The sequence below is a fragment of the Deinococcus proteolyticus MRP genome (genome assembly GCF_000190555.1).
GTDB lineage: Bacteria > Deinococcota > Deinococci > Deinococcales > Deinococcaceae > Deinococcus > Deinococcus proteolyticus.
This window is the reverse complement of record NC_015161.1, coordinates 1,304,872-1,319,512: the sequence shown is the minus strand read 5'-3', so window position 1 is coordinate 1,319,512 and position 14,641 is coordinate 1,304,872. Positions and strand designations below refer to the sequence as shown.

12 protein-coding genes are annotated in these 14,641 nt (G+C 68.3%); 6 read left to right on the top strand and 6 right to left on the bottom strand.

Translation table 11 applies throughout. The annotated features are described in order from the left end of the window. Window positions 1–95 precede the first annotated feature (95 nt). The 4 genes from DEIPR_RS06285 to DEIPR_RS06270 all read left to right on the top strand — a co-directional run bounded on the left by DEIPR_RS06285 (window position 96) and on the right by DEIPR_RS06270 (window position 5,204). Complete coding sequence (locus DEIPR_RS06285) at window positions 96–2,450, top strand: VWA domain-containing protein (protein WP_013615001.1); 2,355 nt, start codon at window positions 96–98, stop codon at window positions 2,448–2,450. Continuing rightward, the gene (locus DEIPR_RS06280; RefSeq protein ID WP_013615000.1) at window positions 2,447–3,013 is read left to right on the top strand and encodes a hypothetical protein; all 567 of its coding nucleotides are present in this window, start codon (window positions 2,447–2,449) and stop codon (window positions 3,011–3,013) included. The genes DEIPR_RS06285 and DEIPR_RS06280 overlap by 4 nt, the downstream gene beginning before the upstream one ends. Window positions 3,014–3,068: 55 nt before the next feature. After that, window positions 3,069–4,475 carry a LysM peptidoglycan-binding domain-containing protein gene (locus DEIPR_RS06275; protein ID WP_013614999.1) on the top strand — a complete coding sequence of 469 codons (1,407 nt, stop codon included), beginning with the start codon at window positions 3,069–3,071 and terminating at the stop codon, window positions 4,473–4,475. Window positions 4,476–4,568: 93 nt separating this feature from the next. Next, entirely contained in the window at window positions 4,569–5,204 is a 636-nt protein-coding gene (locus DEIPR_RS06270) for a chloramphenicol acetyltransferase (RefSeq protein WP_013614998.1), read from the top strand. Between the two features lie 55 nt (window positions 5,205–5,259). Here DEIPR_RS06270 and metG read toward each other — a convergent pair whose 3' ends face one another. The 4 genes from metG to DEIPR_RS06250 form a co-directional block, all read right to left on the bottom strand. Next, window positions 5,260–7,317 carry a methionine--tRNA ligase gene (gene metG, locus DEIPR_RS06265; RefSeq protein ID WP_013614997.1) on the bottom strand — a complete coding sequence of 686 codons (2,058 nt, stop codon included), beginning with the start codon at window positions 7,315–7,317 and terminating at the stop codon, window positions 5,260–5,262. Window positions 7,318–7,456: 139 nt separating this feature from the next. Beyond that, entirely contained in the window at window positions 7,457–8,764 is a 1,308-nt protein-coding gene (gene purB / locus DEIPR_RS06260) for an adenylosuccinate lyase (protein WP_013614996.1), read from the bottom strand. Between the two features lie 174 nt (window positions 8,765–8,938). Then, window positions 8,939–9,601: an outer membrane lipoprotein carrier protein LolA gene (locus tag DEIPR_RS06255; RefSeq protein WP_013614995.1), complete on the bottom strand. Its 663-nt coding sequence runs from the start codon at window positions 9,599–9,601 to the stop codon at window positions 8,939–8,941. Between the two features lie 218 nt (window positions 9,602–9,819). Further along, entirely contained in the window at window positions 9,820–10,944 is a 1,125-nt protein-coding gene (locus DEIPR_RS06250; protein WP_013614994.1) for a hypothetical protein, read from the bottom strand. 174 nt (window positions 10,945–11,118) lie between these two features. On the opposite strand from DEIPR_RS06250, the gene DEIPR_RS06245 reads away from it, so the two are divergent. Continuing rightward, window positions 11,119–11,637, top strand: coding sequence for an LEA/WHy family protein (locus DEIPR_RS06245; protein WP_013614993.1), 519 nt, complete (start codon window positions 11,119–11,121; stop codon window positions 11,635–11,637). A 1-nt stretch (window position 11,638) separates the two neighbouring features. Here the strand turns inward: DEIPR_RS06245 and queG are convergent, their stop codons facing one another. Beyond that, the gene (queG, locus tag DEIPR_RS06240) at window positions 11,639–12,751 is read right to left on the bottom strand and encodes a tRNA epoxyqueuosine(34) reductase QueG (protein WP_013614992.1); all 1,113 of its coding nucleotides are present in this window, start codon (window positions 12,749–12,751) and stop codon (window positions 11,639–11,641) included. Between the two features lie 45 nt (window positions 12,752–12,796). After that, window positions 12,797–13,546, bottom strand: a complete 750-nt coding sequence (locus tag DEIPR_RS06235; protein ID WP_013614991.1) for a YkgJ family cysteine cluster protein — start codon at window positions 13,544–13,546, stop codon at window positions 12,797–12,799. Window positions 13,547–13,705: 159 nt separating this feature from the next. Here DEIPR_RS06235 and DEIPR_RS06230 point away from each other — a divergent pair, with 159 nt between their 5' ends. Continuing rightward, window positions 13,706–14,641 carry an HD domain-containing phosphohydrolase gene (locus DEIPR_RS06230; RefSeq protein WP_013614990.1) on the top strand — a complete coding sequence of 312 codons (936 nt, stop codon included), beginning with the start codon at window positions 13,706–13,708 and terminating at the stop codon, window positions 14,639–14,641.

The following is a 14,641-nucleotide window of genomic DNA, read 5'->3' as shown; positions in this document are numbered from 1 at the left end:
GGAATATGTTATTAACATAACAGAGCTGGCCGGCGCTTCTGTCCAAGCGTGACCCTTTTCATAGTTGCCGGGTTCGGGGCACAATGGAGAGCGACATGCCACGACCCTCTTCGCTGTTTTGCCTGGGCCTGCTGCTGCTGGCAGGTTGTGCGGCGCCTGCCCGGCAAACCGCCGGGGACGCCGGGCAGGTGGCTGCGTCCGCCCCCGCCGCGCAGGCCCAGACCTGCACCCTGCCTGCCGATACGGCCACCCTGCCCACCCGCACCCGCGCCGTGTTCGTGCTGGATACCAGCGGCAGCATGGTGGGCCTGGGCGACGGCCGCGCCGATATCTTCGCCGGGGTCAAGGCTGCCATCGTGCGCTATGTGGACGAGCGCCAGCCGCAGCAGCTGGAGCTGTTCACCTTTGACCGGGGCCTGCGTTCACGCCGCAGTTACGCCCTGCCGGCAGACCGCGCCGCTTTCGACAAGGACATGGCAGCGTTGCAGGCGGACGGCAACAACACGTACCTCTACCGCTCGCTGAAAGAGGCGCTGCCCACGCTGGTGCCGGATTCGGACCAGCTGACCAACGTGTTCGTGCTGACCGACGGCGTGGACAACGACCCCAGCGGCGCAGTCAGCGCGGCGCAGGGCCTTTCGGCCTTTACAGCACGCGGGCCGCTGGACAGCTTCCACTACCTGGCGCTGGGCACTCAGATTCCGGCCGACGCCCTGCAGGCGGTGCAGAGCAGCAGCTACGCCGAAGCACGTACCTACCCAGTGGGGCAGCTGCCGGACCTGACCGGGCTGGGCAGCCGCATCCAGACGGTGCGCTCGCCCGATGCGCTGGCCCTGAACCTGCCCGACGGCACCCCGGTGCAGCTGTCCATGCCGCTGCTGCCGGGCCTGAGCCAGGTGTCGCTGGCACGGAAGGAAGTGCGCGGCGGCAGCGTACCGCTGCAGGTGCTCGGCCAGATTCCTGAGGGCACCGCCGGCCTGCTGTGCGCCGAGCCGCTCCAGGCAGGGGAGGCGGCGGAGGGCGCTTCCGGCGCCCAGACTGCCGTCGCCCAGGCGTCCGGCCCCCAGACTGCCGGGGAGTTCCAGGCCCAGCCCGGCGGTGTCACCCGCCCGCAGCTCACGCTGCTGCGCTTTGCCCTGGCCGGCACTGAGGGCCTGCGCTGGCTGAACCCTGGCGCTGACCGTACCCTGCGCCCCGGCGAGTCGGTCACGCTGCGCTACGCCCTGAGCCGGGATGTGCTGCAAAAGGACATTGCTGGCTCAGGCTTCAACACCTCGCCGGCCGAGGGCCTCAGCGCCGAGCTGCTGCATGAGCGCGGCAGCCGCCACGTGGGTGTCCGCGTGACCAACACTGGCCTGGCAGAAGGCCAGTCGGTGCCGTTGGAATGGCTGTTCCCCGACGGCGCGGCGCTGCCGCTGACCACCGTGACGGGCGCCGCCGGGTCGCTGGCCGGACAGGTGCCGCCGGTGGCCGACACCCGCCCCGGCGTGGTGCAGCCGGCTCCGGACTCCGGCACGCCTGCCCCTGCTCCTTCCGGCAGCTCGGCGCCGCAGGTGGAAACAGGTCCGCAAACCGCCCAGGAGCGCCGCACCTTCAGCCCCTGGCCGCTGCTGCTGGCGCTGGTCCTGCTGGGGGCCGCCCTGGCTGCATGGCGCGCCATGCAGCGCCGGCAGGTGCGTGAGCGGGCCAGCGCCGCGCCATTGATTGCCGAGCGGGCGCGGGCAAGCAGCGGGGAAGAGCGGGTGCGCCACGTGACCGTGTCGCAGGCCCAGCCGGTCCGGCCTTCGGCGGCCTACACCCCGGCCTTTGAGCAGGACGTGCCCAGCATCGAGGGCCTGGAGTACTCGGACGACCGCTTCCTGTGCCTGTTCGGCACCGACGGGCGCATGGGCGCGGTCAACGCTCCTAGCAGCGGGGCGTTCGATGTGGGGCAGGTGGCCGGCGTGCCGCACCTCAGCGGCCTACGAATGGAGCGCCACCGCGCCGGCTTGCGGCTGCTGCGGGTGCCGGCGGACCTGGAAGTTTCGCAGGGCACCCGCCTGCTGGGCCCCGGCGACGTGGTGCGCCCCGGCACGCTGCTGGGGTTGCAGATGGCCGAATCCAGCCGCGCCAAGTCGCCGCCGCTGGGCGAACTGAGCGGCCTGGGCCTGCCGCTGACGCTCACCTCCGACGGGCAGACCCTTAAGGTGGTGGGCCGCTACGCCGAGCATCACCTGGGCCTGCCGGGCGGCATCACCGACCTGGGCGACGCCTGCAAGGCGCCCTCGCTGCGGGGCCTGCGGGTCACGCTGCTGAACGGCCAGGTGCTGATTGCCGATATTCCTGCCCGGCTGCGGCTGCTGCGCCCCCGCCCACGCGGCGACGTGTCCCCCAACCCGCCGCTGCGCCCCGGCACTTTCCTACCCGTGGGCACCGAAGTACAGTTCAAGGGATATGAGGACATTCAGTGATTGAGTTCCTGAAGGCGCTGCACAACTTCGTATGGCCCGACACCTGGGTGGCGGTGTTTCCGCTGCTGGCCCTGACGCCCACCCCACTGGCACTGGCGACAGCGGTGCTGTTCGTGTGGAGCCTGGCGCCGGCGTTCAAGGGACAGGTGGGGGCCGGCTTCCTGGGCTGGCTGCGGCTCACCTGGGCGCTGACGCTGCTGCCGGCGGTGACCGGCATCATCTTGGCCGTGAGCGGCGGCAAGGTCGCCAGCGCCGTGCCGGTGGATTTGGCAACCTTGCCGCAGTGGTGCCAGGACGCGGCAGCTCAGGCCGGTCTGGAGCAAGTGACCCGCTACTGTCAGCCGGTCGATCCACCCCGTGACCTGGAACACTGGATGTACACCGGCTTTACGGTCCTCAGCCTGCTGGCGGTAGAAGCCTTGGCGCGGGACCGCTGGAACGGCGAATTCCTGGGGGTCAATATTGGCCTGAAGCTGCTTCCGGTCATCACCCTGTTTCTGGCCGGCTGCGTGTACATGATTGGGCGTGTGGCGGTGTGGCCGGGCAATTCGGCCGGAGCCTGAGGCGGCCGGGGCCCAGGCCCCCAGTTCTCATGAGGGCCGGCCATGCTGGGAAGCGATGCGGCCCAAGCTCCTTTCTGCACTTCAAATTTCCCTGTACCGAGCTGTCCTGTACCAAGCTGTCCTGGACCGAGTTGACCGCTTCCAGATTGACCAGCACCGGATTGACCGGCGGCCTGTCCCTCCGCACCGCCGCGTCTTTGCCCGCGTGCTGGCGGCCCTGACCCTGCTGGGGGCTGCCCAGGCCCAGACCGTGACGGTGCAGCCCGGGGACACCCTGTGGAGCATCGCGCAGCGGACCGGGGTCAGCGTGGCCGGGTTGCGTGCGGCCAACGGTCTGAGCGGCGACACCATCCGGGCAGGCCAGCAGCTGCGCCTGCGGGCGCCTGACCGTGCCGGCTCTGCCCAGGGTGTGCCTACCCACCCCTACACCGTCCGCCGGGGTGACACCCTGGCAGGCATTTCGCGCCGGACCGGTATCAGCGTGGCCGACCTGCGCCGGGCCAATGGGCTCGGCGGCGATTTCCTGGCCGCTGGGCAGCGCCTGCGGGTGCCGGTCCGGCCGCTGCCTCAAGCGCTCCCGGCAGGGCAGACAGTGAAGGTGGTCTACGGCTACGTGACGGTGCAGCCGGGCCAGAACCTGCGTTCCCTGGCTGCGCAGTACCGCACCACGCCGGGCGACCTGCTGGCGGCCAACTATCTGCGTTCGGGCCAGGTGTATGCGGGTCAGCGCCTGCGTGTGCCCAAGCGGATTCCGGTGCCGCAGCCTCCCCGCCCGGTGGCGCCGCCCGTGTCGCTGCACGCCCGCGCTCCGCTGGGGATTCCGGTGCGGATGGTCCGGGTGGACCTGCGCTGGCCCGGTGTGCTGGTGTCTCCGGTGATGCCGCAGTCCGGGCGGGGCGCCCGCGTGAGCACCCTGGCCCGCCAGAGCGGCGCCGATGCCGTCATCAACGGGTCGTACTTTCATCCGCAGACCTACGCGCCGGCAGGGGACCTGGTCCGCAGCGGGCAGCTGCTCAGCTGGGGGCGGATTCCCGCCGCCCTGGCCATTACGCCCGACAACCGGGCCGTGATTACCGGCGGCACGGGCAGCCCTGGCCCCAAGGCCTGGCGCGGAATGGAAACGGTGATCGCGACGGGTCCGCGCATTCTAGTTGGCGGGCAGATTCGCCGCACCTACGGCACCGCCTTCCGTGACCCGGCGGTCTTTGGGCGGGCGGCGCGCTCCGCCGTGGGCCTGAGCGGCAACCGCGACCTGTTTCTGGTCAGCACGCAGGCCCGGTTGACCCCCAGCGAGATGGCCAAAGTGATGCGGCAGCTGGGCGCACAAAATGCCCTGCTGCTCGACGGCGGCAGTTCGGCGGGGCTGGCCTGGGGCAACCGGGCGGTGATGGACAGCGTGCGCAGCGTGGCGTTCGGGATTGGGGTGTACGGCAACTACTCGGGGCGGCGCTACATGCGCTGATTTCGGGCAGCCCGCGGGTAGGCCGCCCCCGTGCCGTGCCGCCTAGGCGAAGTGGCGTATCGACCAGCTCTTGGCCCAAGCTACCTTGCCCCCATGGCTGTTGTTCAGCCGCTTGACCTGGCCACCTGGCCCCGCGCCGCTACCTTTCAGCACTACCGCGCCCATCCCTGCACTTTCAATGTGACGGCGGAGGTGGACGTGACCGCGCTCAAGGCAGCCCCGGTCCCTTTTGCCTCTGCCCTGATTTATGTGATCTGTCAGGCGGTGAACGCCCTGCCTGCGCTGAGAATGACCCTTCAAGAGGGGCAGCCCGGCTACTGGGAACAGATTCTGCCGACCTATACGGTGTTCCGGCCTGAGAGCCAGACGTTTGCGGTGCTGTGGACCGAGCTGGGCGACTCTTACGCAGACTTCCAGACCCGCTTCCGGGCCGACGCGCAGGCCCATGCGGATTCGCCGGACTTCTACCCGAAGGGCAGGCCGCCTGCCCACGCCGTGAACATCTCCATCGCGCCGTGGCTGGGGTTTACGGCCTTTGAACTGACCTTTACTGGCGAGGAAGACTACCTGCTGCCGGTCTTCACTGCAGGCCAGTACCGCGAGGGGGACGGGCGGCTGTGGCTGCCGCTGTCGGTCAGGGCCAACCACGCGGCCTGCGACGGCTGGCATGTGGCCGAGTTCTACCGCGAAGTTCAGGAGCGTGTGAACAGTTTCCGGATAGAGAAGTAAGAAAAGCCGCTGCTTGATACCCTTCAGGCAGCGGCTCAAGAGGTCTTCAGTAGATTTAGCGCACCTGCGACCCACCGGCCAACGGCTTTTCTACCGTCAGCATGTCCAGGTCGCCGTGCTCGTCTTCGGCGCTGAGAATCATGCCCTGGCTCATGATGCCGCGCATCTTGCGGGGGGCCAGGTTCGCCACGATCACCACGCGCTTGCCCACCAGTTGCTCGGGTTCAGGGAACCACTTGCGGATGCCGCTCAGGATGGTGCGCTCCTCGTCCCCTACCTTGAGGGTGAACTTCAGCAGCTTGTCGGCATTTTCCAGCGGTTCGCAGGCCAGCACTTCGGCCAGGCGCAGGTCCACCTTCAGGAAATCGTCGATGGTGATGAATTCCTGGGCCTCTTCGGTGGGAGTGCTGGGGGTGTTCTGGGCCTGGGCCGCTTCGCTCATGGTCTTGTCTCCCTGTGACTTGGTGGGTTTCTGGCCGGCGCTCTGCTGGGGCTGGGCCGCGCCCTGCTCGCTGCTCTTTTCGGCGTTCTTCTCGGTGTTTTTCTCAGTGTTCTTCTCAGGCACTTCCAGCTTGGGAAACAGCACCTCGCCCGACTGAATGCGGGTGCCAGCGGGGGTCAGGCCCCAGGCGGCTTCCAGGGTGTAGCTCTGGTCACCCAGGCCCAGCTGACGGCGCAGCTCCTGCGCTTTGCCGGGAATGGCCCCTTCCAGCGCCACGCTCGCCACCCGCAGGCCCTCGGCCACGGTGTACAGCACGGTATCCAGCTGCCCAGCCTGCGCCTCGTCCTTCGCCAGCTTCCAGGGCTCGCTCTCCGCGATATAGCGGTTCAGGTCGCGCACGAAGCCCATTGCGGCGTCCAGCGCCATGTTCAGCTTGAAATCGTTCACCAGCGCCATGACCCGCCCTGGCAGGCTCTGGGCATCGGCCACAATCTTCTGCTCGCGCACGCCCAGTTCGCCGGCTGCCGGAATCAAGCCGCCCCGGTACTTCTCAATCATGCTGAGGCTGCGGGCCAGCAGGTTGCCCAGGTCGTTGGCCAGTTCGCCGTTCAGGCGGCCTACCAGGATGGTCTCTCCAAAAGGAGTGTCGCTGCCCATGCTGGCCTCGCGCAGCAGGGCGTAACGGATGGCGTCCAGGGGGAAGTCCTGCACCAGCTGTTCGGGGTCGATGGCGTTGCCCAGGGACTTGCCCATCTTGCGGCCGTCCTCGGCCAGGATGTGACTGTGGACCACCAAGCGGTCATACACCGGCAGCCCGGCCGACTTGAGCATGGTGGGCCAGAAAATGGCGTGCGGCTTGAGAATGTCCTTGCCGATGACATGCCAGGTCTGCCCGGTCACGTTTTCCGGCTGTCCCTTGCCCACCGGCCCCGAGAGATAAGCCAGCAGGGCGTCGAACCACACGTAGGTGACATGCTCCGGGTCCCAGGGAATCGGCACGCCCCAGGGAATCCGCTCTTTGGGCCGCGAAATGCTCAGGTCGCCCAGCGGTTCTTTCAGCATTTCCAGCACTTCGTTGCGGAAGCCGGCCGGCTGAATCAGGTCCGGGTGCGCTTCCAGGTACTCGCGCAGCCAGGGCTGGTACTTTTCCATCTTGAAAAAGTAGTTGGCTTCGCGGCGCAGCTCGGGCGGCTCTTTGTCGCCGGGCACGCGCTTTATGCCGTCGGGGCCTTCTACCAGTTCTTTCTCGGTCACGTAGCGTTCACTGCCCACCGAGTACAGGCCCTCATATTCGGCGAAGTAGATGTCGCCGGCGTCGTACACCCGCTGCAGGATGTCCTGCACGAACTGCTGGTGCTGCGCGTCTGTGGTGCGTACGAACTGGTCCAGGCTGATTCCCAGACGCTCCCACAGGCCCCGAAACGCCCGCTGCGAGAGGTCGTCTACCAGTTCCTGCGCGGTGATGCCCTGGGCGGCGGCGGCCTTGAGAATCTTTTCGCCGTGCTCGTCGGTGCCGAGCAGCAGGTGCGTGGGACGGCCCGACAGGCGCTGGTAACGGGCGATGGCGTCGGCCAGGATTTTCTCGAAGACGTGGCCGATGTGCGGCACGCCGTTGGCGTAATCGATGGCGGTGGTAATGAACAGTTGCTTGGTGGTGTCAGTTTGGGTCATCAGGCTTCCTTCCTACCTACTTGCTTGGCTGCGCGGACTCTGGCTCTAGAGAGCGTCTTCCTGACACAGAGCACGGGGGCAGAGCGCCTCAGTGTAGCCCTCCGCTGCTTCCATGCTCTGTGCCCCTGGCCCCCGGCCGTTACAGCCCGAAGCGGGCGTAGATGTCGTCCACGTGGCGCAGATACCACTGCAGGTCGAACGCGGCATCCAGGTCCTCGCTGCTCAGGGGGTTTTCGGGGTCGGTGGCCAGCAGGTCGCGCAAACCCTCGCCCGTTTCCCAGGACTTCAGGGCATTACGCTGCACGATGCCGTAAGCGTCTTCACGCAGCATCCCTTTTTCGTCAATCAGTGCGTGCAGCACGCGCTGGCTGAATACCAGACCGCCGAGGTCGTTCAGGTTCTTCAGCATGCGCTCGGGGAAGACCACCAGATTTTCCAGCACGCCCGTCAGGCGGCGCAGAGCGTAGCTGGCGGCAGCGGTGGAATCGGGCAGGATGATGCGCTCAGCGCTGGAATGGCTGATGTCGCGCTCGTGCCACAGCGCCACGTTTTCCAGCGCAGTCATGGCGTTACCGCGCAGCAAGCGGGCCAGACCCGTGACATTCTCGGTCAGGATGGGGTTTTTCTTGTGCGGCATGGAGGAACTGCCCGTCTGCCCCTTGCCGAAAGGTTCCATTGCTTCTCGCACTTCGGAGCGCTGAAGGTGGCGGATTTCCACCGCGATTTTCTCGATGGTGGTGCCCAGAATCGCCAGGGTGGTCATCAGCTCGGCGTGGCGGTCACGGGCCAGCGTCTGGTTGGTGACGCGGGCGGGCTGCCAGCCCCAGGCTTCCGCTACCTTTTGCTCAATTTCGGGGCTGACATGGGCAAAGGTGCCCACACTGCCGCTCAGCATCACCACCTGCACGCGCTCACGGGCGGCAGCCAGGCGCTCCAGGTCGCGGTCCAGCGCCGACATCCAGTTCAGGAACTTGAGGCCGAAGGTCATCGGCTCGGCGTGGATGCCGTGGGTGCGGCCTACCGTGGGGGTGTGCTTGTAGCGCACGGCCTGCTCGCGGCACACGTCGCGCATCCGCTGCGTGTCCGCGATGATGATGCCCAGCGCCTCGTCCAGCAGCAGGTTCTGCGCCGTGTCCACCACGTCGGTGGAGGTCAGGCCGTGGTGAATGAAACGGGCTTCCTCGCCGTAGCGGTCTGTCAGCGCCCGCGTAAAGGCCACGATGTCGTGGCGGGTCACGGCCTCAATTTCGGCCACCTTCTGGGCAAACGCCTCGTCGAGGGGATCACTTTCCGACTTGGCAAGCAGCACGTCGTAAGCGCTTTGCGGCACCTCGCCGGTCTGCGCCTGCGCCTGCATGGCGCTCAGCTCCACTTTCAGCCAGGCGCGGTAACGGTTGGCTTCCGACCAGAGGGTTTTCATTTCGGGCGTGAGGTAGCGGTCAATCACGGTTTAGAGCTTAACGTCTTTGCGGTGCAGGGTTGAGGCGGGCAGCGCCGCCGGCTGGGACAGCCCTGCCTGCGCCTGGGCAAGGCACGAAAAAAGCTCCCCGCAGACAGGGAGCTTTTCTAGGTGGGGTCGCCGGCGCCGCTGGGAACGGCTTGGCAACAGGCGAGTCGGGAATTACTGCTGCACCACACGTGCGCCGCGTGGCAGGGCACGCAGCTGGGCCTCGGTGATGCCGGCATTGGTCTTGAAGCCGCTTACGTTCAGGTCCACGGCCAGCTGACCGCCCGGCTGGTACATCTGGATGCGGGTGGGGCGCCAGCCCCGGTCGGTGACCCACACGTGCGCGGTGCCGGCCTGGGCGTTGCCCTTGGGGGTGGCGGCCAGCTTGAACAGGCGGCCGCCGCCGGCATTGCTGGTGCCCAGCAGCCGCACGTTGTAGTTGCTGCTCAGGTTGGCGGCGCTGCCCAGCTGGGTAAAGTCCAGCCCCAGGCCCGAGCGGGCGCCGGCGCGGCTCAGGGGGGTCACGGTAATCTGGTTGGACATGCTCCAGTACTGCCGCACTTCACGGCGGTCAGAGACGATCACGTCGCCGCTGAGGCTCTGCGGCTGGCGGAATTCCATGCGGACCACGTCCTTGCTCGGAATGGTCTTGACGAACACGTCCATGTTCTGATTCGCCCCTTCCAGCACCAGGCGCCCCGAGAGCCGGAACGAGAGGTCGCGGGCACTTTTCTGCATCTGGTCTACTTTGTACAGCACGTCGCCGGCAGACTGGGCGCCGGCCTGGGGAAGCAGGGCCAGCGCAGCGGTCAGGGAGAGGAAAAAGGCTTTTTTCACGCCCGCAGTCTGGCATGAGAGGGGGTGAGAACACCGCCGCCTGGCTGACGCTGGGTTAAGGTCTGTCGTGGCCGGAAGTGTGACCAGGACGGCATTTGGGGGCCTCCGGGCGGCTGCTCTGAACGGGGGTTGGCAGGACGGAATGGCGTGTGTCTTTGGCTGCTCCCGCAGGTCAGGTCTTACCGTTTCCAGCATGACGGGACGACTTGCACCCCAACCTATTCTCCCGCCGTGGTGACCGGATGCAGGGGAAGCAACAGCACCGCCTGCGCCGCTGTGCCTGCTGCGCCCGCTGTGCCGCGCAGCTGCAGTTCACGGCCTGCTGGCAGGGGCAACAGCAGGGCAGCGTTCCACTGGGTGCCCAGGCGTCCGCCGCCCCAGGCGTCCGAGAGGGCCGCGCCCAGGGCCAGTTCCGATTCCGGCCCCAGCAGGTCATAGGCGCGCCAGCGGGCAGCCGCCTCGCTGTGGTCACCCAGCACAGCGCTCAGTTCGGTGCTGGCGGTCCCGCCTTCCCACCCGGCCCCCAGCCGCAGGCCCGCGCCGCCGCGCCGCTGCTCGGCGCCCAGGCGCAGGGTCAGGGTGCCCTGCGACTCGGCCCAGACCTCCGGGTTCAGGTCGCCGGGGTTCACCAGCGCCAGCACTGCCGGCCCGCCGTCTATGCCCCAGCGCTGCGGGCGCACTTCCAGGTCGGCCGCTGTGCCGGCCCACTGGCCCCACTCGCGCTCCACGCTGACAAAAGTGCCCGTTCCCACGCGGGCACGCAGCGCGGCGGTCACGTTGCTGCCTTCCGGGCGGGAGTCGGGCGTGGGGTCGTCGAGGGTGTCCAGCGGGCGCAGCAGCAGCAGCGGCGCGCTGAAGCGCTCGCCGGTCAGCCGTACTTCTACCGGGCCAGCGGCCAGTACCCCGTCGGCCGCCAGGCGGGAGCCGCCCCGGCCGCCGCCCGCGCCCCACAGCCACTGCGCCTCTGTGCCCGCCTCGGCGTAGCCCAGCAGCGGCAGAACCAAAGAGTGCCTGTAGTGCACCTCGCCGCCTTGCCCGCTCAGGCTGGTGTCCAGGTTGCCGGTACCCAGGGAGAGGGAGCCATTGCCCAGGGAGCCAGTACCCAGGCGCACGCCACGCAGGCCCAGCCGGGGCGTGGTGCCGGCCGGCCCCGTTTCCGCTCCCAGCGTGACCGACGCCCCCTCAAGCGCTGAGGAGGCCGCCGGCTGAGAGGCCCCGGCCGCTCCAGGCTGCCTGGAAAGAGCCGGTGCGTTCGTTCCCGCCGGAAGTCGTTGGGCAGCAGCGGGCAGAACATTTCCCAGCAGCGCAGCGCTCAGCAGAAACAGGCAAAGAGGGCGGTTCATGCCTCCCACGATAGGCGCTGGCGGCAGCTCTGGCTATCGCTTGGCTGCTGGCCGTGGGGACAGGGACAGTGTGGGCAGGGGCCAGTGGGAGCAGTAGACAGTGGGCAGTGGAGGAGAGGGCAGCTGGGCCGTTCTCTCATCTCCACGCCCTGACCCGGCCCGTACACTGCCCGCATGAGCCGCCTGCTCCCGCTGTCTGTCCTCGCTGCGCTGGCCCTGACCGCCTGCGCCCCCGCCCAGCTGGCCGGCCCGGTGGTGCAGGTGCCCACCTTCGAAGCCCGCAGCATGCACCTGAGCAGCCTGACCCTGGCGCCGGCCGGGGGGCTGCCGGGTGGGGGACAGGGCGCGGCAGCCGGGCTGGAACTGACAGTGCAGATGTACAACCCCAACCCGTTCCCCGTGCGGCTACATTCCTTCAGCGCCGACCTGTTTCTGACCGGCCAGCGTGCAGCGGCGCTCATCCTGCCGGACGTGGCGCTGCCAGCCCGTGGCACCGCGACCCAGACGGTGCAGGCCAGTGTGCCGGTGAACCTGAACGTGGCTGCCGAGTGGCTCAAAGTGGCCCGTGGTCAGGCCGTACCGTACCGGGTAGACGGGAGCTTTACCGCCGACCTGGGCGCGCTGGGCCAGCCCACCTTCGGCCCGCTGACGCTGGTGCAGGGGCAGTGGCGTCAGGCCCCGGTCCTGCCCTGAGCTACGCTCTTTCGCTGAGCAGCCGCTCTGCACTGGCCCGCACCTGTGGCTCGGGGTCACTGCGGAGCCGCTCCACCTCGGCCCACTCATTCCACTGCGCCAGCGCCCAGGCGGCCGCCTCGCGCACTTCCCAGGCAGGGTCCTCGGCGCCGGCCAGCAGCAGCGGCCAGCCCTGCGGGTCACGCAGGTTGCCCAGCACGTTCAGGGCGTTGCGGGCCATGCCCTTACGGCGCGGGCGCAGCAGAGCACTGCCAGCCCATTCACGGGTGAACTGCCGCTCCGACACCCCAAAAAAGCGGCTCAGGTCCGGGTGCGCCAACTCCCGCCGCGGCTGAAACAGCCGTGCCAGCGTGCCGGCTTTCACACTCCAGGGGCAGACCCCGCAGCAGATGTCGCACCCGAACAGCCATTCGCCCAGGGCGGCGCGGTGCTCCCAGGGCAGCGGCCCCCGGTGCTCGATGGTCAGGTAGCTCAGGCAGCGGCGGGCGTCAATCTTGCGGTCGGGGCCAATCGCGCCGGTGGGGCAGCTCTGCCCACAGCGAAAGCAGCGGCCACAGCGGTCGGGGTGGGCGGTGCTCGGCCCGGCAGGCGGCAGGTCGGTCAGCAGCACCGCCAGCGTGAAAAAGGCCCCCAGCTCGGTGCTCACCAGCATGCCGCTCTTGCTGCGCCAGCCTAGAAAAGACCGGGCTCCCAGCAGCCGCTCCATCACCGGGCCGTGGTCCACGTACCCTTTGGCCCGCACGCCCAGCGTCGCCGCTTCCCTGCCCAGGCGGTCCAGCACCGGCTGAAGCTGGTCGTGGTAGTCGGGGGTCCAGGCGTAGCGGGCCACGCGGCCCAACCGGATGCCGCCGGGGGGCGGGGCCGGCGGGTCATAGGCATGCGAAATGCCCAGCACCAGCACCCGTCCCGCCCCCGGCAGCGACGTTCCCAGGTCGGCGCGGCGGGGCAGTTGCCGCTCCAAGTAGTCCATTCGTGCATGCCGGCCCTCGACCAGCCAGCCCGCATATTCGTCCACCGCTGCGGCCGGCACTTCGGCGTCGGCCCAGCCCACTGCGTCCGCTCCCAGTTCCAGGGCCAGGGCACAGAGGGTTTCGGCAGCAGCGTCGGCGTTCATCGCGGGGCCGAGTGTATCCCAGGGCGGCGCGGCCCGCTGGAACCTCTACTCGATTTCCAGAATCATGGGGTGGCTCAGGCCCGCTGCCTTCGCTGCTTTCAGCGCGGCGCGGCCGTCGCCTGCTTCTACGGCCGCCATGAATTCAGGGCGGGCACTCAGGGTCACCAGCACCCAGAAGTCGCCCCATACTTGCAGCCCGAAGGCGCGGTCCATCGCCTCTGACGCCGCGTCCCATACCGGCTCGGAGAGGTGTTCCAGCGGGGCGATGTAGTGCAGTTCGCCGTCGGTGCCGGGTGTGCGGGCTACCTCGCGGGCGTACTCGCGCTTCTCGCGGGGGCTGAGCGACTCCCAGTAGCCTTCCGTGCAGTAGCGGGCCGGAAAGGCGCTGAAGGTATCGCGGCAGCGGGTGGGCCGGGCCGCGTACTCGCTGCACTGCCCCGTCTCACGGTCCAGCAGCGGGCAGTAGCCCACTTCCAGCCGGTGCCGGCGCACATACACGTCCTCGTCGGGCGCGGTGCGGGCGTTGGCGATGACCTTCCGGGCGTGCTGCTCTACCGCTGCCAGCTTCTCGGCGTTCAGGGCGTCCCGCACCACCAGCGCCTCGGCCAGGCTAAGCCGAATCGGCATGTTGCAGCAGCCGAAGCAGCCTGCGCCGCAGAACACTTGTCCGCCCTGACGCGTGAAGCCGTCCAGCCAGCGGCTGGCCTCGGCGCCGTACTCGGCATAGGCATCCTGCACGGCGGCCGTGACCATGCGCGTAGCGGGTGTGGTCTGGGGGATAAGGGGGTCAGTCATAGGCTAAAGCCGGTATTCATACAGTGGGGGTGGGCGCCGTTCATTGGCCCCTATACTAAAGCCATCGTGTTTCGATTCAACCGACCGAAAAAGGATGAGGCCGCCGCCTCCCGGCCTGAAGAGCGTAGCCCAGCTGCCGCGCTGGGCGACCCTACCCGCGTGCTGGCCGACCTGCTGGGCAAGCCCAACGTGGAAGGGGTGCTGGAAGGGGCCCTGGCCCACGCGGCTCAGCTGCTGGGCGGCAGTGTCAAAGGGTACGCGGTGCTGCGCCGGGGGCAGGACGTGCTCACCGCTGTGCACGGCTACCCCAAAAGCCTGGTGGGCCTCAGCCTGTCGGGGCCGTGGGCACAGATGCGTCCCCGCCTGCTGGCCGACGGCCCCCGCGAGCTGTACTCCATGAACACCCCCGAAGTGGTGCGCCAGCTGGACGCCGCCGGCATGAACGATGTCAAGGCCACCGTGGTGGTGCCGATGGTGGACAAGGGCCGCAACGTGGGCGCTCTGATTCTCGACCAGTTCGAGAGTGGTGGGGTGCCGGCGCAGCGGCAAGAAGCCCTCAACCGCTGGGGGAGCGCTGTGACCCCGCTGCTGTCGGTGTTCGACACCCGCGAGGAATGGCGTCAGGGAGCCCGGCAACTGACCATCGCTCTGGTTGAGGCGGTGGAATCTCAAGATTTCGATAGCCTGGGCCACGCTCAGCAGGTGGCCGAGGTGAGCGGGCAGCTGGGCCGGCAACTGGGCCTGAACGAGCGCGAACTGGAGCAGCTGTGGTACGGCGCCGTTCTGCACGACGTGGGCAAAATTGGCGGCGAGACGGGCCACGCCAGCATCGCCGCCAATTTCCTGCACGGCGTGCCCCACTTGGCCGACGCCCAAAAAGCCATCCGGCACCACCACGAGCACTTCGACGGCAGCGGCGAACCCGACAAACTGATGGGCGAGGACATTCCGCTCTACGCCCGCATCATTGCGGTTGCCAATGCCCTGGTGCATGTGGGCGATGCCAGCCGCCTCAAGGGTCAGGCCGGCAAGCGCCTGGACCCCCGCATCGTAGAACTGGCCCAGAAGCTGCCGCCGCTGGAAGACAAGGGCTGA